The following is a 23,455-nucleotide window of genomic DNA, read 5'->3' on the forward strand; positions in this document are numbered from 1 at the left end:
TCAGCCCATGCGTTTTTCGCACTTCTTCATCGACCGGCCGATCTTTGCCTCGGTGCTGTCGGTCATCATCGTGATCGTGGGCTTCATCGCCCAGCGCGGACTGCCGGTGGCGGAATACCCCGACATCGCGCCCCCCACGGTGAACATCACCGCGACCTATCCCGGCGCCTCGGCCGAGGTCATCGCGGAAACCGTCGCCACGCCGATCGAGCTCGAAGTCAACGGCGTCGACGACATGCTCTACATCGAGTCGCAGTCGACCGGCGACGGACGCCTTTCGATCAATGTCGTGTTCAAGCCCGGCGTCAACATCGACCAGGCCCAGGTGCTGGTGCAGAACCGCGTCGCCGTCGCCCAGCCGCGCCTCCCCGAGGACGTGCAGCGGCTCGGCATCGTCGTGCGCAAGGCTTCGCCCGACCTGATGATGGTCGTCCATATGTCGTCGCCCGACGGCAGCCGCGACCAGCAGTACATCTCCAACTACGCCACGCTCTACGTGAAGGACGTGCTGACCCGCGTCGACGGCGTGGGCAACGTGCTTGTGTTCGGCGGCCGCGACTACTCGATGCGCGTCTGGCTGGATCCGGCCCGCGTCGCCGCACGCAACCTGACGGCGGGCGAAGTGATCCTGGCGCTGCGGGCAGCCAACCTTCAGGTCGCCGCCGGCGCGGTGAACCAGGCGCCGGCGGTATCGCCGGGCGCCTTCACCCTCTCGGTCCGTACCCTGGGCCGCCTGAGTTCGCCGGACCAGTTCGAGAACATCGTGATCCGCGCCGAGCCCGACGGTTCGGTGACCCGCCTGCGCGACATCGCCCGCGTCGAGCTGGGCGCGCAGGACTACACGCAGAATTCCTATCTCGACAACAAGCCGGCCGTGGCGCTCGGCATCTTCCAGCGCCCCGGCTCCAATGCGCTCAAGACCTCGGACGCAATCATCGCCGAGATGGACCGGCTCAAGAAGAGCTTCCCGGCCGGCATCGACTATTCGATCGTCTATAATCCGACCACCTTCATCCAGGCCTCGATCGACGCCGTTATCACGACGCTGTTCGAAGCGGTGATCCTGGTCGTCATCGTCGTGATCCTGTTCCTGCAGACATGGCGGGCAGCGATCATCCCCATCCTCGCCATTCCGGTGTCGCTGATCGGCGCCTTCGCGGTGATGGCCGCGGTCGGCGTTTCGTTCAACACACTCTCGCTGTTCGGCCTGGTGCTGGCCATCGGCATCGTGGTCGACGACGCCATCGTCGTGGTCGAGAACGTCGAGCGCTACCTCACCCAGGGCATGTCGCCCAAGGAGGCGGCGCACAAGACCATGGACGAAGTCGGCAGCGCGTTGATCGCGATCTCGCTGGTGCTGATCGCGGTGTTCCTGCCGACGGCCTTCATCACCGGCCTGCAGGGTACCTTCTACAAGCAGTTCGCCATCACCATCGCCGCTTCAACCGCGATCTCGGCCTTCGTGTCGCTGACGCTCTCTCCAGCCATGGCGGCGTTGCTGCTCAAGACCCATGCGCTCTCCCATGTCGAGAAGTCGAACCCCAGCCTGATGGATCGCATCGCCTGGCCGATGCACTGGTTCTTCCGGCACTTCAACCGCGGCTTCGACTGGCTGTCGAACGCCTATGGCCGCACGACGTCGCGCCTGATCCGCATGGGCTTCATCATGCTGGTGATTTATGCCGGCCTGGTCGGGCTTACCTGGAACCGGCTGGCCGTCACGCCGACCGGCCTCGTGCCGCAGCTCGACCGCTCCTACCTGATCGCCGCCATGCAGCTTCCGGCGGGATCGACCCTGGAACGGTCCGATGCGCTGGTGCGGCAAGCGAGCGAGATCATCATGTCGCGGCCGGGCGTGGAACATGCGGTGGCGTTCGTCGGCTTCGACGGCGCCACCTTCACCAACGCGCCCAACACGGGCGTCATCTTCGTCACCCTGAAGCCGTTCAAGGAGCGGCAGAACATTAGCAAGGACGCGATCCTGGCCGACCTGCGCGGCCGCATGTTCGGCCTGCGTGAGGCGTTCGTGTTCGTGCTCGAGCCGCCGGCCGTGCCCGGCATCGGCACCGGCGGCGGCCTTAAGGGCTATGTGCAGGATCGTGCGTCGCGCGGCCTCACGGCGCTCGAAGGCGCGACCTGGGCCCTGGCTGGTGCTGCAGGACAGGCGCCCGGCCTGACCCAGGCCTTCACGCTCTACAACACGCGCACACCGCAGATCTTTGCCGACATCGACCGCACCAAGGCCGAGCAGCTCGGCGTGCCGATTACCCGCGTGTTCGAAACACTGTCGGCCTACATGGGCTCGGCCTACATCAACGACTTCAACATCCTCGGCCGCACCTATCGCGTGACCGTGCAGGCCGACAATCCCTACCGCCTGACCCTGCGCGACGTGGAGAACCTCAAGACCCGCAGCGTCAGCGGCGAGATGGTGCCGATCGGCGCCGTCGCGACCTTCCGCGACATCACTGGCCCCTATCGCGTGGCGCGCTACAATCTCTATCCGGCGGCTGAAGTGCAGGTGGCGTTGCAGCGTGGCTATTCGTCGGGCCAGGGCATCGCCACCATGGAAGGCCTGGCGCAGAAGGTTCTGCCCTCGGGCTTCGACCTCGAATGGACCGAGATCGCGCTGCAGGAGAAGCTCGCGGGCAACACCGCGGTCCTGGCCTTCGGCCTCGCCGTGCTGTTCGTGTTTCTGCTGCTGGCGGCGCTCTACGAGAGCTGGCTGTTGCCGCTCGCGGTCATCCTGATCGTGCCGATGTGCATTCTTGCAGCCATGATCGGCGTCAACATCCGCGGGCTCGACCGCAACGTGCTGGTCGAAGTCGGCCTGATCGTGCTGGTGGGCCTCGCGGCCAAGAATGCCATCCTGATCGTGGAGTTCGCCAAGCAGGCCCACGAGCAGGGCATGAACCGCTTCGACGCCGCGGTCACGGCGGCGCGTACCCGGTTGCGGCCCATCCTGATGACTTCGCTCGCCTTCATCCTGGGCGTCGTGCCGCTGGTGTTCAGCACCGGCGCAGGTGCGGAGATGCGGCAGTCGCTGGGTACCGCCGTGTTCTCCGGCATGCTGGGCGTCACGATCTTCGGCCTGATCTTCACGCCGGTCTTCTACGTGCTGAGCGTCGGCCTGGCCGAGCTGCGCTTCAAGTGGCGCAAGCAGGAGATCAAGCACGAGTTCAAGCCGGAGAGCTGAGCCCTCCGGCCTTGACCCTCGACTCTCAGGCCGTCGCCGGTTTCGGCGGCGGCCCGAGCAGCGCAAAGCTCACCTGCACGATCCCGGCCACCAGCCCCATGGCGACGCCCAGGCGCCAGGCAAGGTCGTAGGAGCCCATCGCGTCGAAGATCAGCCCGCCGCCAAAGGCGCCGAGGAAGCTGCCGACCTGATGGCTCATGAAGGCGACGCCTTGGATCATCGCCTGCCAGCGTACGCCGAACATCTCGGCGACGGAGCCCGCGACCAGCGGGCCGACGCCCAGCCACAGGAAGCCCATGATCGAGGCGAAGACCAGGGTGGAGAGCGGCGTCGGCGGGAAGAAGAAATAGGCCGCCAGCACGATCGAGCGGGCGATGTAGATGCCGCCCAGCAGGGCGAGCCTGGACCAGCGGCCACCGGCCCAGCCAAAGAACAGACTGCCGAACACGTTGAACAGCGCGATCGCGCCCAGCGCTTCGGCGCCGAGCGACGGATCCATGCCGCAGATCGCAAGATAGGACGGCAGGTGGGTGGTGATGAACAGGAGCTGCATGCCGCAGACGAAGTAAGCCGTGGTCATGACGAGGAACGGCAGGCTGCGCGATGCAGCGGCGAGCGCCGTTCGCGCCGAGACGTTGCCGATCTGGGTGGCGGTCGTGGGCGGCAAGGGGAGCTTGTCGACCCGGCCGGCGATCCATGCCGCCGGCAGCATGCCGACCACGAGCACGAGGAACCCCACGATGCCGGCGCGCCAGCCGATATCGGCGGTCAGCGTCTGGCCGAGCGGCGCGGCGAGCAGGGCGCCCAGCGAGCCGGTGGCGGTAATGGCGCCCAGCACGAAACTGCGCAACGGACCGGACACGGCGCGCGAGCCGACGGCGAGCGAAATGGCCGAGGCCGTGCAGGCGAGCGCCATGCCGACGAGTATGCCGCCGCCCAGCATCACGCCCATCATGCCGTCGGCCATCGAAAACAAGGCGAGACCGGCGATGTAGAGCGCCGAGCCCGCCATCATCACCGGCCGGAAGCCCATCCGGACCGCCACGGCGCCGGCCACCGGCTGCAGGAAGCCCCAGGCGAGGTTCTGGACCGACATGGCCAGCGCGAAGTCGGAAACGGTGAGCGCGATGTCGCGGGTCAGCGACGGCATGACCAGGCCGAAGCTCTGGCGCACGCCCATGCCGAGGCTCAACATGAGCGAGGCGCCGATCAGGATCGGCATGACCGGCCGCAGTTCCTTGAGGACGGTCATCGCGACGCTCCACCTTGATTACACAGGTCGGTGCACCTTAGTTTCGAGGGCGGGCTGGTCAATAATTAAGTAAACAGGTCTGTGTAATATGACGCGATCCGAAGACAGAGCTGCCATGCAGGAACGCATCCTCGAGACGGCAGACCGGCTGTTCTATGGGCAGGGCATCCGCGCCGTCGGCGTCGACACGATCGCCGCCGAGATCGGCATCAGCAAGCGCACGCTCTATAACCACTTCGCGTCGAAGGACGACCTGATCGTGGCCTACCTGTCGCGGCGCCTGAAGCCCGCACCACCGTCGGAACGGCCGCCAGTCGAGCAGATCCTGGGCAGTTTCGAGCGGCTGGAGCGCACAATAGGAACCGGGGGCGGCACGGGCGTCTTTCGCGGCTGCCCCTTCGTCAATGCCGTGGCCGAACTCAAGGAACCGACGCACGCCGCCAACAAGATCGCACTGGCCTTCAAGGAGCAGCGGCGCAAATGGTTTCGGGCCCTGCTGGTGCAGCTGGGCGTCGCCGATCCGGAAACGCTGTCGATGCAGCTCCTGCTGCTGATCGACGGCGCCATTGCTGCGGCAATCGTGCGCGGCGACCCCAAGGTCGCAACGGCGGCACGCCAGGCGGCCGCCGTATTGCTGCAGGCGGCCGGGGTGAAGGTACCGAAAAAGCTCAGATCGGCGTGAGCGGGCGCTCAGCGCGTGGCAGCGGAAAGCCAGCGGGCGACAGCGCGGGCGAGGCTGGCCACGACCTCCCCACGCAGCCGCAGCGCGCGGACCTCATAGGCCTGGCGTTCGGCAATGGTGGGATAGGCAGTCGTGAACATGAGAATCTCCAAAGGATAGAAACGAACCTAATTCCATCCCGGAAGTTGGTTAATAGAGTGTGATTGACTATTACCTGTGAACGATTTTCATTAATCGCGACATGATCGATCATGCCAGCGAGATGGCCGCCTTTGTGCGGGTCGTTGAGGCCAAGGGCTTTTCCGCCGCGGCGCCGGCGCTCGGCCTCAGCCCGTCGGCCGTCAGCAAGCTGGTGACGCGGCTGGAAACACAGCTGGGCGTGCGGCTGCTGCAGCGTACGACCCGGGCCCTGCACCTCACCGAGGAGGGCGAGACCTTCTACGCGACGGCGCGGCGCATCGTGGGCGAGATCGAAGCGCTCGAGGACCAGATCGGCCGGCACAGCAGCACGCCCTACGGGCTGCTCAAGGTCACGACCTCGCTCGCCTTCTCGACCCACCAGCTCGCGCCGGTCATCGGCGAGTTCCTGCAACGTTATCCGCAGCTCCAGCTCGAACTGATGCCGACCGACAGGGTCGTCGACATGATCGAGGAGGGCGTCGATGTCGCGATCCGTATCGGCCGGCTGGCCGATACCAGCTTCATCGCGCGCAAGATCGGCGAGGACGTGCGCCTGGTCTGCGCCTCGCCCGCCTATCTCGAACATCGCCGCGCGCCGCTGCGGCCGGAGGATCTGACGCGCCACGCCTGCATCGTCTCGCGCGAGCACAGTTACCTCAATCGCTGGCCCTTCCGCATCGACGGCGAGGTGCGGGAGATCGAAGTCGGCGGCCGCCTCGCCGTCACCGAAGGGGAGGCGCAGATGCGGCTGGCGCTGCAGGGGCTGGGGATCGTCCGCCTGACCCGCCTTACGGTCGCCGCGGCAGTCAAAAGCGGCGAACTGGTTTCCCTGCTCGAAGAGTTCCGCGCCGAGCAGCCGGTGCCGATCCATGCAGTCTATCCGCACCGCCGCCATCTCGCGCCCAAGGTCGCGGCCTTCATCGACTTCATCCTCGAAAAGTTCTCGCCCCCGCCCTGGGAGGTTTAGGTGCTAGGGTTGCTACAACCTATGGCAGGAGGGGAGATGGACACCGAGACCGATCTGTTCGTGCAGGCCTTCTGGGTGAAGTGCCGCGACATCATCCGCCCGGAATTCGACGAGGCCGTCGATGTGCTGCGCGGTGCCGGCCATGAGGCCAATGTGGCGACGCTCGAATTCTCGCCGGACGAGGCCGGCAACGCCGATGCAGCGCCCGCAATGGTGCTGACGGTTCACCCCAAGGGATCCTACACGGCGTCACTGCTCGTGCGCGGCGATGTCGTCGCCAAGGATGCCCTCTTCGTATCGGCTCTCGAAACGCCGCGTCGATACGATCTGGCCCAGATCGACCTCGCCGTCGTAAAGCGCGAGCTGGCGGCAGCCTTCGCCACACTGCTTCCACCAGAGTAACCCGAGGAGGACACCATGGCCGACGCCATCGACGACCTGTTCCGCCGTTTCGGCAAGGCCTTCAACAAGGCCGACGTCGAGGAGATTGCTGCCTGCGTCACCGACGATTTCGAATGGCGCCTCAGCGCCGGCGGTGCGCCGTCCGGCCGCGTGCTCAAGGGCAAGGAGGACCTGCGGGCCCACTTCGCCGACAAGAGCAAGGCTCCTCGCGAGGCGCGCTACTCCGAAGCGCGCATCCATCGCGCCGGCGACAAGCTGTTCGGCACGTTCCGCGTCACCGGCATCGACCATGCCGGCAAGCCGTTCGACCGCTACGGCATCGATCTCTACGAAGTGAGAGACGGCAAGATCTCCCTCAAAGACAGCTACGCAAAGGTCGACTGAGAAAATGGCAAACGACACTGTTCTTTGGGAAATCGACCGGCGCGGCGTGGCCACCGTCACGCTGAACCGGCCGAAGGTGAACAACGCCTACAACGGCGATCTGATCCAGGGCCTGCACGACGCCATGGATGCGCTCGGCCGCGAGGCGCATCTGCGCATCGTAGTGCTGCGCGGCAACGGCAAGCACTTCCAGGCCGGCGCCGATCTCTCCTGGATTACCAGCGTCGCCAGCCAGTCGCCTGCGGAGAACGACAAAGTGAGTCGCCTCACCGCCGAGGCGATCCGCCGGCTCGACACCTGCCCGGTGCCGACCCTCGCCTTGATCCAGGGCGGCTGCTTCGGCGGCGGCACCGGCATTGCCGCGGCCTGCGATGTCGTCGTCGCGTCCGAGGATGCAATCTTCTCGATCAGCGAGACGCGCTGGGGACTGATGGCCGGCATCATCCTGCCGCAGCTCTGCCAGTCGATGAGCTTCCGCCAGGTCCGCCGCTATGCGCTGACCGGCGAACGCTTCGGCGCGGCCGAAGCCTGCCGCCTCGGCCTGGTGCACGAAGTCTGCCCGACCGGCGGCCTCGACGCGGCCGGCGACAGGATCGTCGACGCCGTGTTGATGAACGCGCCGCGCGCGACGACAGCGACCAAGCTGCGCTCGCTGGCCTCGGCCCGTGCCTTCGTCGACGATGGCCAGCTGCGCGACCTGATCGAAGAACATGCCCGCACCCGCCAGCAGGACGAAGCCCGCGAGGGCCTCGCGAGCTTCCGCGAGAAGCGCAAGCCGTCCTGGTATCCGGGCTGATTGCTACTCGGCGGCCTGCTTCTGGGCGAGGCGGTCAGGCGTCAGCGAATAGGTCGTGAACTGACGATTGAGGGCCGGCATCGGACAGGCTTCGAGATGGCCTTCCGCCGGCCGCATCAGGATCATCGCCGTGGTCGCGACCATGACGCCGCGATTGCTGAGCCGTGGTGGGCGGCACACCGAATGCGGCGTTCCCCAATCGTCGAAGAAGGCCTGGCGGAAATCTTCGAGCGTGAGCTTGCCAAGCTTCGGTGAAAGCCGGTCGCGCACGCGCTTGTCGCGGTAGATCGAATCCGGCGTCTCGGCGAGGCCGGTATCCTTCACCTTGGCGCGTGCCGATTCGGCGATCCAGTGATTGGCGTGCACGTAGAGGCCGCGGTCCGGCGCGATCCAGAACGTATCGTCGGGCGCGCATTCGAAGCCGAAAGCCTCGCCGCCGCAATGGCTGATGGCCATGTGATTGGAGCCGGGCTTGGGTGTCGCGACGACCGTGTGGACGGCAAGCGCCAAATGCGTGGCCTCCAGTACCTTGCGGCGGATGAAGGGCAGCGGCACGCCGGGGCCACGTTGATAGTCGCGGTCGCATTCCAGCGCATTGGCCGTCAGGCCGATGCCGGCCGAGTTCAGGCCCGAGCGGGCAAGGCCGCCGGCTTCGGTGAAGGTCAGGATGTCGGGCCCATCGTCGCGACGGATGCGCAGCACGACGCCGGTCTCCGCGCACTCCGCCCGCCAGTCCCAGTTCTGGCCATGCAGCAGCACGCCGTCCGCGCTGGCCTCGGGCAGCGCCAGCGCCGCCGTGCAGCCGTCGGGAAAGTGCTTAGCCGCCTGCTGTTTGCGAGCCGCCACCACCATCTCGGTGCGGGCGTTCATCAGCACCACCGCCGCGAAGGGCTCGTTGGCGCCTTCGGCGATGCCGCGCATTTCCTCGACATAGGCTGGATCGAACTTCTCGATCAGCGGCACCATCGCCTCGGCGCGCCGCTCCAGCTCCTTCCAGTCGACGCCACTTTTCAGCAGCGACTCGGCGTACATCTTGGCACCGCGCCGCAGCCGGTCGGCGGCGGCCTTGCCATGTGTCCGACCCCGCTCCCGCGGGCTGCCCGAAAGGTCGATCAGCGGGAAGGGAGCGTAGTCGGTCATGAAGCCTCCGGGCGCTGTCGCCTATGGATGTCCGAGCAGGGTCTGGCGGAAGCGATCCTTGAGATGCGCGCCGTCCTGCGGTGGCATCACGAACTCTAGCTTCTCGACCATCACCTTTACGAGCCGAAACACCGGCCCTTTCTTGGTGCGGACGTCCTTCACAAGCGCCGCGACTTCGGAGGCATCGCGGACCGTGCCGGTATCGGCGATGCCACAGCCCTTGGCGATCATGGCGAGATCGGTGCCGGCGCCCGAATCGGTCGGGCCATTGTTGAGCGGGCTGGTGTGCGTGGCCTGATTGCCGGTCTCGCCGAACTTTTCGTTGTCGAGCACGACGATGGCCAGATTGTCCGGCTGCTGAGCCGCGACGGTCGCCAGCGAGCCCAGGCTCATCAGCATGTCGCCGTCGCCGGTGATGACCAGCACGCGCTTCTTGGGCTGCGCCAAGGCGAGCCCGAGGCCCATGCCGACCGGCGCGCCCATCGAGCCCCAGAGCGGCATGTTGAGCGGACGGTCGCCGGCTTCGGTGATGTCCCAGTTGGACGAACCGAGGCCCGCGATCACCAGCAGGTTGTCGTCGGCGCCTTCGAGAATCTTCTTCACCAGCGGGCGGCGCTGGAGCGTTGCCTTCTGCGTGCTCATGCTACTTCTTCCCGAAATTCTTGATGCCGATCAGCTTCTGGCGCAGCAGCACGGCGACGGCCTGGCCGCCGTTGAACGCCGAGCGGGCGGCCGCGTCGACGGTCGCCTTCACCTCGGCCGCGGTCTCGACCGAGTAGAGCAGCACGCCCATCGCTTCGAGCACCTTGGGCGTCGCCTGCCCCATAGGATACTGCCAGGAATTGAACTCGCCCCAGTCGCCGCGCATCGTGATCAGGGTGAGGAACGGAAAGCGCAGGGTCTTGGGCATGCCCATCAGGTTGATGGTGTTGCCGACGCCCGAGCTCTGCATCAGCAGCACCGAACGCTGGCCGCCCAGCCATGCCCCGGCGGCAAGCGGAATGCCCTCCTCCTCGGTCGTGAGCGCCAGGGTGCGCATGGAGTTGGAGCGTTGGCAGGCCTCGATCAGCTTGCCATGCCCGGCGTCGGGCACGTGATAGACCTGCTTCACGTCGTGATCCTGCAGGACCTCGAAAATCTGGTCGCGCCAATCAGGCGTCACGCTGGCGTTCATGTCTCTCCCGTCTCGGGCTGCTTCAAGGAAGGCGATAACGAAGGGCAGATACTAGCTATCACCTAGATCGCCATCGAAGACCATTCTCTGTGATCAGCTATAGCGATATTGTATAGCTCCATGGAGCTTTCCCAACTCCGCACGCTGATCCACGTCGCCGAGCTCGGCAGCCTGAGCAAAGCGGCCGAGCGCCTGGGCATCGCCCAACCGGCCCTCAGCCGCCAGATCCGGATGCTGGAAGACGAACTCGCGGTGCCCCTATTCGCGCGTCACGGTCGCGGCATGATCCTGACGGACAAGGGTCGCGAAATCCTGGAACACGCCACGCGGGTCATGGTCGAGCTGGAAGAAATCCGCGCCGCGGCGGCCGACCTCGACACGCCCTTGCGCGGCCGGATCGGTATCGGCTTTCCGCCGACGGTTGCCGACATCGTCTCGGTTCCCCTGGTCGCGGCCTTCGGCAAGGCGCATCCGCAGGTCGAGCTGCGTCTGGTCGGCGCCTACACCGGCTACCTGCTCGACTGGCTGCATCGCGGAGAGATCGACCTCGCCGTCCTCTACGATCCGCACTCGGCACGGTCGCTGCGCTCGCAACCGCTGCTGCTCGAAAACCTGTTCCTGATCGGGCCACCCGACTCGGGCCTGTCAGCCACCCGCGCGATTCCGTTCAAGGACCTCGACGGCAGGCGCGTCTTGCTGCCCAGCACGCGCCATGGATTGCGGACGATTGTCGAACAATGCGCCACCGAAGCCGGCATTTCTCTCAACGTCGCGGTCGAAGCCGATTCCTATGCGACGCTGAAGGACCTGGTGCGCCACGGCCATGGCTGGACGATCCTGCCCCTGCCGCCCATTCACGACGACATCGCGGCCAATCGTCTGGCAGCCGCCCCCTTGATCGATCCCGTGCCGGTCAGACGCCTAGTCCTGTCCTACCCTGCGGACCGGCCCGTCCTGCGCCTCGCGCGATTTGCCGGCGATACGATTTCTGGCATCGTGACCGATCATGTCGAACGAGGAATCTGGCCCGGCCAGTTGCTGGGTCAGAAGGCGTCGGCTTAGAGTGGCTTGAGCACCACCAGGAACACGATCCCGATCATCAGCAGGGTCGGTACTTCGTTCCACCAGCGATAGTAGGTGGCGGTTCGCGTGTTGCGATCGGCTTCGAACGTCTTGCGCCAGCGGCCGTAAAGGTGGTGCACGTAAGTGAGTATGCAGACGAGGGCGAACTTCAGGTGCCACCAGCCGGCATGCCACCACTCGCCCTGCCAAGCGAGCAGCAGGCCGAAGATCCAGACGAGGATCATCGCCGGATTCATGATACCGCGCAGCAGGCGGCGCTCCATCACCTTGAAGGTCTCGCTTTGTGGCGAACCTGGCGGCGCATCGGCGTGATAGACGAACAGGCGCGGCAGATAGAGAAGCCCCGCCATCCAGGCGATCACGGCCACGATGTGCAGCGCCTTCAGAACCTCGTAGAGCATCACACGCCTCTGGCGATCAACGGGCAGCCGACATGGACCTGACTGCAGGGCATCGACTTCGCGCCGTGGCAGACAGCGATTTGCGGCTCGGCGAGCACCGCACGCACACGACCCGCCAGGCCTGCGATGAAGGCGGGGTGAGTCCCTGCTGTCGGCACTCGGACATAGGTCGGGACGGCGCTCTTCTCGGCAAGATGGCGATATTCCATGTCGAGCTCGACCAGCGTTTCCGAGTGTTCTGACACGAAGCTCAGCGGATAGAGCACGACTGCCTTCTTGTCCGCGCCGGCGCGTGCGATCTCGGCATCCGTCGATGGGCCGATCCATTTCAGCGGGCCGACACGGCTCTGGTAGCAGACGGACCAGTCGAGACCGCCGATCCGGTCGGCAATCGCCTGTGCCGTGCGTTCGACCTGCGCCTGATAGGGATCGCCGGCCTTGATCACCCGCTCGGGCAGACCATGCGCTGAAAAGAGCACACGGGACGGCTGGTTTCCGGCTTCGCGCAGCCCTTGTTTCAAGAGTTCGACCGACGCCGAAATGAAGCCTTCCTCGTCGGGATAGCAGCAGACGGTCTGCGTCGGCACCGAGAGCTTCGCCTTGGCGGCGGCTTCCTTCCACGCCTTGACCGAAGAATCCGTCGTCGTGGTCGAGAACTGCGGATAGAGCGGCAGCAGCACGACGCGGTCCGGCGCAAAGCGCTTCACCGACCGCACGACGGCCTCCGTCATCGGATGCCAGTAGCGCATGCAGACATAGCCGCGCCATTCGTGTTCCGTGCCCAGCGCCTCTTCGAGCGCACGGGCCTGCGCTTCGGTCTGGCCGAGGATCGGCGAGCTGCCGCCGATCTTCGCGTAGATGTCCCGTGCTTTCGGCGCGCGGCGGCTGGCGATGAAGTTCGCCAACGGACCGCGCAGCAGCGACGGCAGGCGTAGGATGGCGGGATCGCTGAACAGGTTGCGCAGGAAAGGCTGCACGGCCTCGGGTGAATCCGGGCCGCCGAGATTGAACAGGACGATGGCGATCTTCATGGGGCAATCTTCATGACGCGAACTTCATCCGGTCGATCCTCAAGAGTCGTTCGGCTTCCAGTTGCGCACGATCTCGACCAGTTGCGCGACATGCTCGGGCGGAGTCTGCGGCACTACGCCGTGGCCGAGATTGAACACAAAGGAACCGTGGCCGAGCTTGTCGAGGATGCGCCTGGCCTCCCGCTCCAGCGCCGCGCCGCCCGCCACCAGCATGATGGGGTCGAGATTGCCCTGCACGCAGATATGCGGCTGCAGTTCCTTGGCCGCCCAGTGCGCGCCGATGCCGGTATCGATCGAGAGCGCGCTGAAACTGTCGGGCCGCCGATACATCAGTGCCGCCGGGCCTACCGCGCGCGGAAAGGCAATGATGGGGACCGAGGGATGACGCTCGCGCAGCCCCTTGGCGATCCGGACCAATGGATCGAGCGACCAGCGGAAGAGCTGTTCCTCCGGCAGCACGCCGGCCCACGAATCGAAAAGCTGCACGGCATCGGCGCCGGCCTCGACCTGGTTGGAAAGATGGTCGACCACGGAATCGACCAGCAGGTCGATCAGCAGGCCGAAGGATTCGGGATGGGCATAGGCCCACTTCTTGACCTTGGCGAAATCCTTGCTGCCGCTTCCTTCGATCATGTAGCAGGCGAGCGTGAAGGGCGCGCCGGCGAAGCCCAGCAGGGCCGTCTCCCTGGGCAGCGCTGCGCGTGTCTGCCTGATAGCCTCATAGACCGGCGCCAGAAAATCGCCGAGCCGGGCCCGCGAGAGCTTCCCGAACTGCGCCGGATCGGTCAGGGCCTCCAGCTTCGGCCCCTCGCCCTCCTCGAACCAGACTTTCTGGCCGAGGGCATCGGGAACCACGAGGATGTCGGAGAAGATGATGGCGGCGTCGAACCCGAAGCGCCGGATCGGCTGCAGGGTGACCTCGACGGCCTTGTCCGGCGTGTAGCAGAATTCGAGGAACGATTTGGTCGTCGCGCGCACGGCACGATACTCCGGCAGGTACCGACCCGCCTGTCGCATCAACCAGATCGGTGGCGTCGCAAAGCGCCGCCCGGCCAACGTCTCCAGGAATTTACTGCCGTTCACGCGTCATCCTCATGCCTTCCCTCTTACTCTATTCATAATAGGTAGTAGCAGTAGTAGGGCCTGTGGCATGTGGGGATGCGCCTTATTGGCCAGCTTTCCCCAGACGCCTGTGGACCAGAAAACGCCGATTCCACGCGATCCGATCACCTAATTCACGATTCCCAGAACATTCATTCAGGCTTGTCCGCAAGGGACCATTCTTGGGAGCGGCCGGGCGAGTCGGGTCTCGAATCCGGCACTCGTGGGCAACGGGCCAACCTGTCCCCGTGTTCCAATGGCCAATCCCACGTTTCTCCCGAGGGCCCTGTGGGGTAAAACGAGCCGTGGCGAATCGAAATTTCCATGTGCACCTCGTTTCCGACTCGACCGGCGAGACCGTGTCGAGCGTGGCGCGTGCCTGCCTCGTGCAATATGAGGGCATCTTCGTGCAGGAGCATGTCTGGTCGCTGGTGCGCACGCCCGGCCAGATGGAGAAGGTGATGCAGGCGGTCGAGCGCGACCGCGGCCCTGTCCTCTATACACTGGTCGACCCGGAGCTGCGCGACGTCGTGCGCGACCATTGCCGGCGCCTGCAACTGCCCTGCGTCGGCGTGCTCGACCAGGCGATGAGCGTGCTGGCTGTCCACTTCCACTCCAAGAGCGAGCAGTGGCCGGGCCGCCAGCATCAGCTCGACGAGGGCTATTTCGATCGCATCGATGCCATGCACTACACGCTGGCGCACGACGACGGCCAGTCGACGCACGATCTCGAGGATGCCGACGTGATCCTGGTGGGACCGTCGCGTACCTCCAAGACACCGACCTGTGTCTATCTCGCCAACCGCGGCGTGCGTGCGGCCAATGTGCCGCTGGTGCCGGCCGTACCGCCGCCTGTCGAGCTCGAAGAAGCCAAGCGACCTTTGGTGGTCGGTTTGATTACCGATCCGGAGCGGCTGGTGCAGATCCGGGTCAATCGTCTGCGTCTCCTGCACCAGGAGACCGAGACGGACTATACCGACATGGAAAGAGTGCAGCGCGAGATCCAGGAAGCGCGCCGTCTCTATGCCCGCCGCAAGTGGGCGACCATCGATGTCACGCGCCGTTCCATCGAAGAGACGGCAGCGTCGATCCTGCAAATGTTGGCGACCCGTCGCGAGCAGAGGTTGCAGGCCGGATAACGAAGCAGGAGGCGACCATGAAGGCAGCCTTTGTAGCGTTGGGTCTGGGTTTTTTGAGTACAGCGGCGGTCGCCGCGAACGGTATCGACGTAAAGCGCGGCGGCGACGCCAACATCTACGGCAACTGCGTGCCGAGCCTCGTCGTCGAGAACAAGTCGGGCGAGACGATCGGCTATCTCCAAGTCGACGTCGTGCTGGCGCTGAACGACGGGCGCGAGCGGACGGTCGAACTGGCATCGGCCTATCGCGACGGTGCGCCGTTTCCCATCGCTCCCGGGGCAACGGCGACCCTGAAGCAGCATCTCGACCTGTCGCGGGCGCTCGGCGTGCCCTGCGGCGAGGTCAAGGAACGCAAGGTCTCTCGGACGATCTGCGAGACAGCGCGTGGCACAGCCTGTGCATCGTCAGTCTCCGTGAAACCCTGAGGCACTTTCCATGACTCTCCGTCGCAGGACTCTATTCGGCGCCGCCGGCGTCTCCCTTCTGGCTGCTCCGGCGATCGGGCCGGCACGGGCGCAGAGCGATTTTCCCAACAGACCGCTGAAGATGATCGTCCCCTACCCGCCCGGCGGCGGCACGGACGGGCTGGGGCGCATCACGGCTCAGTTCCTGGGCGAAAAGCTCGGCCAGCAAATCGTGATCCAGAACATCGGCGGCGCTTCCAGCACCATCGGGTCCGATACGGTTCGGCGCGCTGACCCCGACGGCTATACCCTGCTGTTCAACGCCAGCCTCTTCGTCCTGGGCAAGACCGTCGTGCCGTCCTGTCCCTACGATCCGCAGACGGACTTCCGCGCCATTGCCCAGGCGGGCGAGGCGCCGCTGGTGCTATTGGCCAACAACAACGTGCCGGGCAACGACTATGCGGCGGTCATGGCCGCCGTGAAGAAAGAGCCGAAGAAGTACTTCTTTGCCCTCTCCTCCGGCGGTTCGGCCGGCCATATCGCGACCTTGGCCTTCCTGAAGAAAACCGGGCTGCCGCTCGACACGATCATGTACAAGGGTACGGCGCCTGCGAACACCGACCTGATGTCGGGGGCGGTGCAGTTCTTCATGGACCCCTGGACGGCGCTGTTGCCGCTGGCCACCTCGGGCCGCGCCAAGGGCCTGTTCGTCACCTCCAAGCAGCGTACGTCGCTGGCGCCCAACATCCCGACGACCGACGAGGTCGGCCTGAAGGACTTCCATCTGAGTTCCTGGTACGGCATCTGGGCGCCCAAAGACACGCCCGATGCCGTCGTAAACAAGCTCGCGGGCGCGATGGCCGAAGTCTCCAAGGACAAGGGCTTCGTCGACAAGACCACGTCGCTCGGCATCGTGCCGACGGCGCGCGGTCCCAAGGAGTTCGCGGCCTTTATCAAGCAGGAAGTCGAAACCAACACCGCTCTCCTGAAGGACGCAGGGTTCAAGCCGGAGTAGTTTGCGGCCTGTTCCCGGACGGCAACTTCGTCGCCTTGCGGCGACGATCACCGGCGCGTAGAGCGCTGCCTTCGCGGCTCTCCAGTGGAGCCGTTGCAAGGAGCGAGACGAGAATGGCCGATCCCGACGACGAGTATGTGTACGACGAAGCCACGGGCGAATGGATACCCGCTGCCGAAGCCGCAAAGAAGCCGGCAGCGGATGCTGTCGAAGTACGTGATGCTGTCGGCAATGTCCTCGCCGATGGCGACAGCGTCGTTCTGATCAAGGACCTGAAAGTCAAAGGCGCAAACCAGACGCTGCGGCGCGGCACGACCATTCGATCGATCCGTCTGACCGGAGATTCTCAGGAAATCGATTGCCGTTACGAAGGCATCAAGGGCCTCGTGCTGCGTGCTGAATTCGTCCGAAAGCGCTGAAAGGGATCCAGCCGATTACGCAGCCGCCTTCGGCAGGGGATCGAAGCGGGCATCGAAGTCCTGGATGGAGGCTTCGACGGCGGTCGCGATCTGCTTGAGCTTTTCCTGGTTTACGACTTTCAGGCCGAACAGGTCCTTCACGTAGAAAACGTCGACGGCGCGTTCGCCGTACGTCGTGACATGTGCCGAGGCGATCTGCAGGTTGAGGCGGGTCAGCGCGCGCGTCACGACATGCAGGAAGCCCGGACGGTCACGACCGTTGACTTCGATCACCGTGAACGTGTCCGAGGCATTGTTGTCGATCAGCACGCGCGGCTCGACCGTGAAGACGCGATCGCGCTTGGGCCAGGATGCACGCTGGCCGTCGAGTTCACGCTGGATGTCGAGGCGGTTCGACAGCGCCAGCTCGACCCGGGCCGCCAGTCGCGCCAGCCGCTGCGGGCCCTCGAATGGCTTGCCTTCGAGATCCTGAATCCAGAATGCATCGAGCGCCATGCCGTTGGCGAGGGTGAAGATCTTGGCGTCGACGATGTTGGCGCCGCTGATCGCCATGGCGCCGGCAAGGCGCGCGAACAGGCCGTGCGTGTCGAGCGTGTAGATCGTGATCTCGGTGACGGACCGTTCGATGTCGACGCGATGCTCGAAGGCGAGCGGTTGCTTGTCGCGCTCGGCGCTGCGTACCAGCTCGGCCTGGCGGGCCAGGGTCTCGGGCGGGAACGAGAGCCAGTAAGGCGAGTAGCCGCGCGCGAAATGCGCCTCCTTGTCGGCGTCCGACCAGCCGACGAGACGGCCTGCGACGTCGGCCTGGATGTGCTTGATGCGTTCGGCGCGGCCACCGGCCAGCGTGCCGCCGGACAGGACCTGCTCCGTGGCGCCGTAGAGCTGGCGCAGCAGGGCCGCCTTCCAGTTGTTCCAGACATTGGGCCCGACCGCGCGGATATCGCAGACCGTCAGGACCAGCAGCAGGCGCAGGCGTTCCGGCGATTGCACCAGCGCGGCGAAGGTGTCGATGGTCTTGGGGTCCATCAGGTCGCGCTGAAACGCTGTCGCCGACATGGCGAGGTGATGGCGCACCAGCCACGCGACGGTTTCCGTTTCGGCGGCGCTCAACCCCAGGCGCGGCCCGAGCTGCATCGCCACATCGGCGCCCAGGACGGAGTGGTCGCCGCCGCGGCCCTTGGCGATGTCGTGCAAGAGCACCGCGAGATAGAGCACCGGCCGCGACAGGATCTTGTGTACCATGTCGGCCGACAGCGGATGATCTTCCTTGAGTGCCCCCGACTCGATGCGCGAGAGGATGCCGATGGCGCGGATCGTGTGCTCGTCGACCGTATAGGTGTGATACATGTCGTGCTGCGTCTGCGCGACGACGCGGCCGAAATCGGGAATGAAGCGGCCGAACACGCCGGCTTCGTTGAGACGCCGCAGCGTCGTCTCCGGATCGTGTCGCGACGTCATCATCGCCATGAAGAGACGATTGGCTTCGGGATCGTTCCTGAGCCGATCGATCAGACGGATGCTCTGGGTGATGAGCCTGAGCGTTGCCGGATGAATGTCGAGGCCGTTCTCCTGCGCCACATGGAAGAGCCGCAGGATCGCCACCGGATCTTTGGTGAAGGCATCGGAGCTTGCGACCGCCAGCCGCTCGCCATCGAGCCGGAAGCCTTCGAGCTGGCGCGGCCGCAGCGTCTGCCACAGTGCCGCGAGTTTGGGTTTGCGCCGGCGGCTGTCCTCCAGCGCGGCAACGAAGATGCGCGTGAGATCGCCGACCGTCTTGGCGTGAAGATAATAGTGCTTGGTGAAACGCTCGACGCCACGGCTGCCCGGACGATCCTGATAGCCGAGGCGCACCGCGATTTCGCGCTGAAGGTCGAAGGACAGGCGATCGTCGGCACGGCCGGTCAGATAATGAATGTGACAGCGCACGGTGGCAAAGAAGCGCTCGGCCCGTTCGAAGTGGCGCGCTTCGCCCCTCGTCAGCACACCCTTGGCCACCAGTTCGCCGGGCTCGCTGACGCGATAGAGATATTTGGCGATCCAGAAGAGCAGGTGCAGGTCGCGCAGCCCGCCCTTGCCTTCCTTGACGTTGGGTTCGACGACATAGCGCGAGTCGCCCATGCGATGATGCCGCTGGTCGCGCTCCTCGAGCTTGGCCTCGACGAAGTCGTGGCCATCTCCGACATAGAACTTCTGCGCGAAGCCGCGAGTCAACTCGTCGAACAGCTCGCGGTCACCCCAGAGATAGCGCGCTTCCAGCAGCGCCGTGCGGATCGTCTGGTCGCGTTCGGCATAGCGAAGGCTCTCGTCCACGGTGCGCGTGGCATGCCCGACCTTCAGGCCGAGATCCCACAGCAGATAGAGCATGAACTCGACGATCTGCTCGCCGCGCGGCGTCTGCTTGTAGGGACGCAGGAACAGGAGGTCGATATCGGACAGCGGCGCCAGCTCGCCGCGGCCGTAACCACCCGTGGCAACCACACCCAGCCGTTCGGCGGTACTTGGATTGGCCGCGGGGTAGGCATGCTGATCGGCAAAGTCGAACAGGACCCGGATGATCTGGTCCATCAGATAGGAAGTCGCGATGAGGACCGCCGGACCGTCGTTGCGCAGCGGGCCCGGTTCCTCGAACCGGCAGCGGATTTCCGCACGGCCTTTGGTCAGGGCTTCGCGCAGCAGGGCGAGAATTGCCGTACGCGGCGGCTCGCCGCCGGCCGGCATGTCTTCGACCAGCGCGGCAAGGGCCTCTTCCAAGGCGCGCCGGCGGACGATGGCACGCCGATCGGGAATCTGGTCGTAGGGTGTGGCCATGTGCGGCCGATACTACAGGTCCGACCCTGCCCCCTGCCAGCCCGGGCGGTTTTCGTGTCATAAAGGCATGCCATGAGGTTCAAGCCTTTCCTTGCCGCCGCAGCGCTGGTTTTTGGCGCGGTGGGTGCAGTTGGTGGCGCGGTTGCGCAGGGTGCCGGCCGGCCGGCGCCGGCGGCTCCCGCATCCAGCCTGATCGACCTGAACAGCGCGAGCCGCGACGATCTCATGAGCCTGGACGGGATCGGCGAAGTGCGGGCCAATGCGATCATCCGGGCGCGGCCGTTCAGGGCCAAGACCGAGCTGGTCGAGCGCCGGCTGATCCCCGAATCCCTCTACGAGAAGATTTCCGACAAGGTGATGGCGCGTCCCGTCCCCGGCCAGCCGGCACAGCCGCCCGCCCGGCCGGGACAGCCCGCCCCGCCCAAACGCTCGTGACCGAGGCCACGATCTATGCGCTGGGCACGCCGACGCCCTCGCGTGCGCATCCCGGTGCGATTTCGGTCATCCGGCTGAGCGGTCCGTGCGCGGCCGACGCCTTGATCGCCCTTACCGGCAAGGACGCCTTGCCCGAGCCGCGCCGCATGGTGCTGCGAACCCTGCGAGATCCGTCGACTGGCGAGGCCATCGATCGCGGCCTGGTCGTCCGGTTCGAGGCGCCCAACAGCGAAACCGGCGAGCCGATGGCGGAGCTGCATCTGCACGGCGGTCGCGCCGTCGTCGGCGCCGCGCTCGACGCCATCGCCCGACTGGGTTTCTGCCGCCTGGCCGAGCCCGGAGAATTCACGCGGCGGGCCTTCGAGCACGGCAAGCTCGATCTCACCGAGGCTGAGGGCATTGCCGACCTGGTCGCAGCCGAGACGGCGGCGCAGCGGCGGCAGGCACTGCAGCAGATGGATGGCGCGCTTCACCGGCTTTACGAGTCGTGGCGCAGCGCAGGCCTGCGAGCGCTGGCCCATCTCGAAGCCGCCATCGATTTTCCCGACGAGGATTTGCCGGGCGGGCTTGCCGACGAGGTGCGGATTGCCATCGCGGCGCTGCGGAAAGATGTCTCGGCGCATCTTGAAGACAGACGCGGCGAGCGGCTGCGCGAGGGCCTGTCCATTGCCATCATCGGTCCACCCAACGCCGGCAAGTCTTCGCTGCTCAATCTGCTGGCACGGCGCGATGCGGCGATCGTGTCCGAGACGGCGGGCACGACGCGCGATGTGATCGAAGTGCATCTCGACCTCGGCGGCTGGCCGGTCGTGCTGGCCGATACCGCCGGCCTGCGTGCCTCGCCGGATGCCATCGAACAGGAAGGGGTACGTCGGGCAAAGGCGCGCGCGGCAGCCGCCGACCTGCGGCTGCTGGTGCTCGATGCTTCCGGAGACTGGCGCACCGAGAGGGATACGCTGATCGCGGCGACGGAAAACTGGAACCCCGCCTTCGACATCGTGGTCGCCAACAAGAGCGATCTGGCCCCCGCGGAAGATGCCGATGTGGTGGCGCTTTCGGCCAACAGCGGCAATGGCCTGCCGGCATTGCTGACGCGCCTGGAACGGTCTGCCGGCGAGCTTATGCAGGAAGGTGCCGGCGTCGTGCCGCTCACCCGCGCGCGCCACCGGGAGGCGCTGGTCGAGTGCCAGGCCGCGCTGGGCCGCGCGCTGCTCGCGCCGGAAGTGGCTCTCGCAGCCGAAGATTTGAGGCTTGCCGTGCGGGCCATCGGCCGTATCACCGGCACGGTGCGCATCGACGAGCTGCTGGACGTGATCTTCCGCGACTTCTGCATCGGGAAGTGACGAGGCTTTCTAGCCGCTCTGCTTCGTCAGGCCCGGGAGGATCTTGTCGAGCGTGATGGGATACTCGCGCACGCGAACGCCGCAGGCATTGTAGACGGCATTGGCGACCGCAGCGCCGGCGCCACAGATGCCAAGCTCGCCCACGCCCTTGGAACCCAGCACGTTGGCATGGCTGTCGAAGGCGTCCAGCAGCACGGCATCGACGTCCGGCACATCGGCGTGTACGGGCACGTGATAGTTGGCGAGGTCGTTGTTCACGAACGAGCCGAAGCGCGTATCGAGGACGGACTCTTCATGCAACGCCGAACTCACCCCCCAGATCATGCCGCCGATGAGCTGTGAACGCGCGGTCTTGGCGTTCAGGATGCGGCCTGCCTCGAACACGCCGAGCATCCGACGCAGGCGAACCTCGCCCGTCGCGACATCTACGCCGACCTCGGCGAAATGCGCGCCGTAGGCGTACTGAGAGTATTTCTTGTAGTCGTCGCCCGGTTCGACGCGGCCGATCTCGCTCAAGCCCTGTGCGCCCTCGCCGGCATCGAGCCTCGCCTTGAGCTTGCGGCATGCATCGTGGAGGGCGGCGCCACAGCTCGACGCGCCGAAGGAGCCACCGGAGCCCGGTGTGTTGGCGAAGGAGCTGTGGCCGAGACGCACGTCGATGTTCTCGACCTTGAAGCCCAGCGTTTCCGCCGCGATCTGCGCAAAGATCGTGTAGGAGCCGGTGCCGATGTCGGTCATGTCCATCTCGACCACGGCCCGCTCCGCGCTGTCGAGGCGCACCAGCGCTTCGGCGGGCCGCAGGAAGTTTCCGCGAATGGCGGCGGCCATGCCGAGACCCACCAGCCAGCGACCGTCCCGTACCTGCCCCGGTTGCGCCTGGCGCCTGTCCCAGCCGAACCGCTTGGCGCCTTCCTGCAGACAGGACACCAGCGCGCGAGTCGAATAGGGCACCTTCTTCTCGGGATCTTCCTTGGGTTCGTTCTTGAGGCGCAATTCGACCGGGTCTATGCGCAAGCGCTCGGCGAGCTCGTCCATAGCCTGTTCGAGCGACAGGAGGCCGATCGCTTCGCCGGGTGCGCGCATCGAATCGGCCACCGGCAGGTCGAGTGCGGAAATGCGCTCGGTGGTCAGGCGATGGGGCGCGGCGTAGAGCGAGCGCGTCGAACTGACGACGGGTTCGGAGAATTCATCTGCGCGCGCGCTTTGCGCGTAGGATTCATGGGCGAGCGCAATCAGGGTACCATCGTGTTCGGCGCCCAGCCGCACGCGCTGGATCGACGCGGGACGGTGTGTCGTGAGATGGAAAAGCTGCTGTCGCGTCAGCACGACTTTCACAGGTCGCCGTAATTCGCGGGCCGCAAGGGCGGCCAGGATGGCATCGGCATAGACGGGCAGCTTGCCGCCGAAGCCGCCGCCAATGTACTCGGAGATCACCTCCACCTTTTCCGGCGGCATCTTGAGGGTGTCGGCTATCGATTTGTGTGCAGCCTCCACGAGCTGGACGGCGCAATGGACGGTGAGCTTGTCGCCGTTCCAGCGAGCAACGCTGGCAGGCGGCTCCATCATGTTGTGCGACTGGTAGGGCGTCGTGTAGGTCGCGTCGACCCGCACCGGCGACCGCGACAGAGCGGTTTCCACATCGCCTACCTTGCTGTCGCCTCCTTCGGGATCGTAGGCCCTGGGACGCTCGGCCTCGAGATCGTAGGCGCCGGGCTGGCGCGCGTAGGTGACCTCCAGGGCATCGGCGGCGGCGCGCGCATCTTCCGGTGTCTGCGCGACGACCAGTGCGACCGCCTGACCGAAGTATTGAACCTGGGCGCTAGCGAGCTGCGGCTTGGGCCGTGCATGGCGATTCTCCGCCTTCGCCGGGGCCGGCGTCTGCTTCGGCGCGTTCTCGTGTGTCATGACGAGCAGGACACCCGGCATCTTTCTAACGGCGGCCGTGTTGATGGCCTTGATCTGCCCATGGGCGATGGCGGCAGTGACGATGTGGCCGTAGGCCAGATCGTCGACGCTGTGATCGGCGCTGTAGAGCGCGCGCCCCATGACCTTGGCGTGGCCGTCGATGCGGTCGAGCGGCTGGCCGATGATGCTGTCGGGCAT

Annotated in this window: 23 protein-coding genes; 13 read left to right on the forward strand and 10 right to left on the reverse strand. The window is 65.8% G+C overall.

The features are described from left to right. Positions 1-7 precede the first annotated feature (7 nt). A complete protein-coding gene (locus BN60_RS24245) occupies positions 8-3,196 on the forward strand; it encodes an efflux RND transporter permease subunit (protein WP_020698767.1) in 3,189 nt (1,062 codons plus the stop codon). Positions 3,197-3,221: 25 nt separating this feature from the next. Here the strand turns inward: BN60_RS24245 and BN60_RS24250 are convergent, their stop codons facing one another. Next, positions 3,222-4,448, reverse strand: coding sequence for an MFS transporter (locus tag BN60_RS24250; RefSeq protein WP_020698768.1), 1,227 nt, complete (start codon positions 4,446-4,448; stop codon positions 3,222-3,224). Positions 4,449-4,563: 115 nt separating this feature from the next. On the opposite strand from BN60_RS24250, the gene BN60_RS24255 reads away from it, so the two are divergent. After that, positions 4,564-5,130, forward strand: coding sequence for a TetR/AcrR family transcriptional regulator (locus tag BN60_RS24255; RefSeq protein WP_020698769.1), 567 nt, complete (start codon positions 4,564-4,566; stop codon positions 5,128-5,130). Positions 5,131-5,138: 8 nt separating this feature from the next. On the opposite strand, the gene BN60_RS31700 is transcribed toward BN60_RS24255, so the two are convergent. Continuing rightward, entirely contained in the window at positions 5,139-5,270 is a 132-nt protein-coding gene (locus BN60_RS31700; RefSeq protein WP_020698770.1) for a hypothetical protein, read from the reverse strand. A gap of 101 nt (positions 5,271-5,371) precedes the next feature. On the opposite strand from BN60_RS31700, the gene BN60_RS24260 reads away from it, so the two are divergent. From BN60_RS24260 to BN60_RS24275, 4 genes are read left to right on the forward strand one after another with little or no spacing between them, the layout of a single operon-like run. Next, positions 5,372-6,277: a LysR family transcriptional regulator gene (locus BN60_RS24260; RefSeq protein ID WP_020698771.1), complete on the forward strand. Its 906-nt coding sequence runs from the start codon at positions 5,372-5,374 to the stop codon at positions 6,275-6,277. 36 nt (positions 6,278-6,313) lie between these two features. After that, positions 6,314-6,679 carry a hypothetical protein gene (locus tag BN60_RS24265; RefSeq protein ID WP_020698772.1) on the forward strand — a complete coding sequence of 122 codons (366 nt, stop codon included), beginning with the start codon at positions 6,314-6,316 and terminating at the stop codon, positions 6,677-6,679. A gap of 15 nt (positions 6,680-6,694) precedes the next feature. Next, positions 6,695-7,063, forward strand: coding sequence for a nuclear transport factor 2 family protein (locus BN60_RS24270; RefSeq protein WP_020698773.1), 369 nt, complete (start codon positions 6,695-6,697; stop codon positions 7,061-7,063). A gap of 4 nt (positions 7,064-7,067) precedes the next feature. Beyond that, on the forward strand, positions 7,068-7,859 hold the full coding sequence (locus BN60_RS24275) for an enoyl-CoA hydratase-related protein (protein WP_020698774.1): 792 nt from the start codon (positions 7,068-7,070) through the stop codon (positions 7,857-7,859). Positions 7,860-7,862: 3 nt separating this feature from the next. On the opposite strand, the gene BN60_RS24280 is transcribed toward BN60_RS24275, so the two are convergent. The 3 genes from BN60_RS24280 to BN60_RS24290 are packed head-to-tail and all read right to left on the reverse strand — an operon-like array spanning position 7,863 to position 10,173. Continuing rightward, the gene (locus BN60_RS24280; RefSeq protein ID WP_020698775.1) at positions 7,863-8,999 is read right to left on the reverse strand and encodes a C45 family autoproteolytic acyltransferase/hydrolase; all 1,137 of its coding nucleotides are present in this window, start codon (positions 8,997-8,999) and stop codon (positions 7,863-7,865) included. Between the two features lie 21 nt (positions 9,000-9,020). Beyond that, a complete protein-coding gene (locus BN60_RS24285; RefSeq protein ID WP_020698776.1) occupies positions 9,021-9,641 on the reverse strand; it encodes a thiamine pyrophosphate-dependent enzyme in 621 nt (206 codons plus the stop codon). Between the two features lies 1 nt (position 9,642). Next, positions 9,643-10,173 carry a thiamine pyrophosphate-binding protein gene (locus BN60_RS24290; RefSeq protein ID WP_020698777.1) on the reverse strand — a complete coding sequence of 177 codons (531 nt, stop codon included), beginning with the start codon at positions 10,171-10,173 and terminating at the stop codon, positions 9,643-9,645. Positions 10,174-10,293: 120 nt separating this feature from the next. Here BN60_RS24290 and BN60_RS24295 point away from each other — a divergent pair, with 120 nt between their 5' ends. After that, positions 10,294-11,235 carry a LysR family transcriptional regulator gene (locus BN60_RS24295; RefSeq protein WP_020698778.1) on the forward strand — a complete coding sequence of 314 codons (942 nt, stop codon included), beginning with the start codon at positions 10,294-10,296 and terminating at the stop codon, positions 11,233-11,235. Here BN60_RS24295 and hemJ read toward each other — a convergent pair. From hemJ to hemE, 3 genes are read right to left on the reverse strand one after another with little or no spacing between them, the layout of a single operon-like run. After that, a complete protein-coding gene (gene hemJ, locus BN60_RS24300) occupies positions 11,232-11,657 on the reverse strand; it encodes a protoporphyrinogen oxidase HemJ (RefSeq protein WP_020698779.1) in 426 nt (141 codons plus the stop codon). The two genes, BN60_RS24295 and hemJ, sit on opposite strands and share 4 nt — an antisense overlap. Further along, positions 11,657-12,688 carry a ferrochelatase gene (gene hemH, locus BN60_RS24305; protein ID WP_020698780.1) on the reverse strand — a complete coding sequence of 344 codons (1,032 nt, stop codon included), beginning with the start codon at positions 12,686-12,688 and terminating at the stop codon, positions 11,657-11,659. Before hemH ends, hemJ begins: the two co-directional genes overlap by 1 nt. 39 nt (positions 12,689-12,727) lie before the next feature. Further along, positions 12,728-13,771, reverse strand: coding sequence for a uroporphyrinogen decarboxylase (gene hemE, locus BN60_RS24310; protein ID WP_043284309.1), 1,044 nt, complete (start codon positions 13,769-13,771; stop codon positions 12,728-12,730). 323 nt (positions 13,772-14,094) lie between these two features. Here hemE and BN60_RS24315 point away from each other — a divergent pair, with 323 nt between their 5' ends. From BN60_RS24315 to BN60_RS24330, 4 genes are all read left to right on the forward strand, one after another. Then, positions 14,095-14,928 (forward strand): pyruvate, water dikinase regulatory protein, encoded by an 834-nt coding sequence (locus BN60_RS24315; RefSeq protein WP_043284311.1) that lies wholly within the window; start codon positions 14,095-14,097, stop codon positions 14,926-14,928. Positions 14,929-14,945: 17 nt separating this feature from the next. After that, the gene (locus BN60_RS24320) at positions 14,946-15,353 is read left to right on the forward strand and encodes a hypothetical protein (RefSeq protein WP_020698783.1); all 408 of its coding nucleotides are present in this window, start codon (positions 14,946-14,948) and stop codon (positions 15,351-15,353) included. A gap of 10 nt (positions 15,354-15,363) precedes the next feature. Continuing rightward, entirely contained in the window at positions 15,364-16,347 is a 984-nt protein-coding gene (locus BN60_RS24325) for a Bug family tripartite tricarboxylate transporter substrate binding protein (protein WP_020698784.1), read from the forward strand. Between the two features lie 113 nt (positions 16,348-16,460). After that, complete coding sequence (locus BN60_RS24330) at positions 16,461-16,766, forward strand: alkylphosphonate utilization protein (protein ID WP_020698785.1); 306 nt, start codon at positions 16,461-16,463, stop codon at positions 16,764-16,766. A 15-nt stretch (positions 16,767-16,781) separates the two neighbouring features. Here the strand turns inward: BN60_RS24330 and BN60_RS24335 are convergent, their stop codons facing one another. Continuing rightward, a complete protein-coding gene (locus tag BN60_RS24335; protein ID WP_020698786.1) occupies positions 16,782-19,574 on the reverse strand; it encodes a [protein-PII] uridylyltransferase in 2,793 nt (930 codons plus the stop codon). 72 nt (positions 19,575-19,646) lie between these two features. Here BN60_RS24335 and BN60_RS24340 point away from each other — a divergent pair, with 72 nt between their 5' ends. Together BN60_RS24340 and mnmE are read left to right on the forward strand one after the other, a co-directional pair. After that, positions 19,647-20,009, forward strand: coding sequence for a ComEA family DNA-binding protein (locus BN60_RS24340; RefSeq protein WP_020698787.1), 363 nt, complete (start codon positions 19,647-19,649; stop codon positions 20,007-20,009). Further along, positions 20,006-21,352 (forward strand): tRNA uridine-5-carboxymethylaminomethyl(34) synthesis GTPase MnmE, encoded by a 1,347-nt coding sequence (gene mnmE / locus BN60_RS24345; protein ID WP_020698788.1) that lies wholly within the window; start codon positions 20,006-20,008, stop codon positions 21,350-21,352. The genes BN60_RS24340 and mnmE overlap by 4 nt, the downstream gene beginning before the upstream one ends. A gap of 9 nt (positions 21,353-21,361) precedes the next feature. Here mnmE and BN60_RS24350 read toward each other — a convergent pair whose 3' ends face one another. Further along, complete coding sequence (locus BN60_RS24350; RefSeq protein ID WP_020698789.1) at positions 21,362-23,455, reverse strand: xanthine dehydrogenase family protein molybdopterin-binding subunit; 2,094 nt, start codon at positions 23,453-23,455, stop codon at positions 21,362-21,364.

This window comes from Reyranella massiliensis 521, from assembly GCF_000312425.1.
GTDB classification, from domain to species: Bacteria; Pseudomonadota; Alphaproteobacteria; order Reyranellales; family Reyranellaceae; genus Reyranella; species Reyranella massiliensis.

Excerpts from the sequence above, each read along its gene's own strand:
- BN60_RS24320 (WP_020698783.1), top strand. The coding sequence starts at position 14,946 with ATGAAGGCAGCCTTTGTAGCGTTGGGTCTGGGTTTTTTGAGTACAGCG.
- BN60_RS24245 (WP_020698767.1), top strand. The coding sequence starts at position 8 with ATGCGTTTTTCGCACTTCTTCATCGACCGGCCGATCTTTGCCTCGGTG.
- BN60_RS24260 (WP_020698771.1), top strand. The coding sequence starts at position 5,372 with ATGATCGATCATGCCAGCGAGATGGCCGCCTTTGTGCGGGTCGTTGAG.
- BN60_RS24290 (WP_020698777.1), bottom strand. The coding sequence starts at position 10,173 with ATGAACGCCAGCGTGACGCCTGATTGGCGCGACCAGATTTTCGAGGTC.
- BN60_RS31700 (WP_020698770.1), bottom strand. The coding sequence starts at position 5,270 with ATGTTCACGACTGCCTATCCCACCATTGCCGAACGCCAGGCCTATGAG.
- BN60_RS24285 (WP_020698776.1), bottom strand. The coding sequence starts at position 9,641 with ATGAGCACGCAGAAGGCAACGCTCCAGCGCCGCCCGCTGGTGAAGAAG.
- BN60_RS24335 (WP_020698786.1), bottom strand. The coding sequence starts at position 19,574 with ATGGCCACACCCTACGACCAGATTCCCGATCGGCGTGCCATCGTCCGC.
- BN60_RS24250 (WP_020698768.1), bottom strand. The coding sequence starts at position 4,448 with ATGACCGTCCTCAAGGAACTGCGGCCGGTCATGCCGATCCTGATCGGC.
- BN60_RS24325 (WP_020698784.1), top strand. The coding sequence starts at position 15,364 with ATGACTCTCCGTCGCAGGACTCTATTCGGCGCCGCCGGCGTCTCCCTT.
- BN60_RS24330 (WP_020698785.1), top strand. The coding sequence starts at position 16,461 with ATGGCCGATCCCGACGACGAGTATGTGTACGACGAAGCCACGGGCGAA.
- BN60_RS24350 (WP_020698789.1), bottom strand. The coding sequence starts at position 23,455 with ATGCCCGACAGCATCATCGGCCAGCCGCTCGACCGCATCGACGGCCAC.
- BN60_RS24280 (WP_020698775.1), bottom strand. The coding sequence starts at position 8,999 with ATGACCGACTACGCTCCCTTCCCGCTGATCGACCTTTCGGGCAGCCCG.
- BN60_RS24255 (WP_020698769.1), top strand. The coding sequence starts at position 4,564 with ATGCAGGAACGCATCCTCGAGACGGCAGACCGGCTGTTCTATGGGCAG.
- hemH (WP_020698780.1), bottom strand. The coding sequence starts at position 12,688 with ATGAAGATCGCCATCGTCCTGTTCAATCTCGGCGGCCCGGATTCACCC.
- BN60_RS24340 (WP_020698787.1), top strand. The coding sequence starts at position 19,647 with ATGAGGTTCAAGCCTTTCCTTGCCGCCGCAGCGCTGGTTTTTGGCGCG.
- BN60_RS24275 (WP_020698774.1), top strand. The coding sequence starts at position 7,068 with ATGGCAAACGACACTGTTCTTTGGGAAATCGACCGGCGCGGCGTGGCC.
- BN60_RS24270 (WP_020698773.1), top strand. The coding sequence starts at position 6,695 with ATGGCCGACGCCATCGACGACCTGTTCCGCCGTTTCGGCAAGGCCTTC.
- BN60_RS24265 (WP_020698772.1), top strand. The coding sequence starts at position 6,314 with ATGGACACCGAGACCGATCTGTTCGTGCAGGCCTTCTGGGTGAAGTGC.
- BN60_RS24295 (WP_020698778.1), top strand. The coding sequence starts at position 10,294 with ATGGAGCTTTCCCAACTCCGCACGCTGATCCACGTCGCCGAGCTCGGC.
- hemJ (WP_020698779.1), bottom strand. The coding sequence starts at position 11,657 with ATGCTCTACGAGGTTCTGAAGGCGCTGCACATCGTGGCCGTGATCGCC.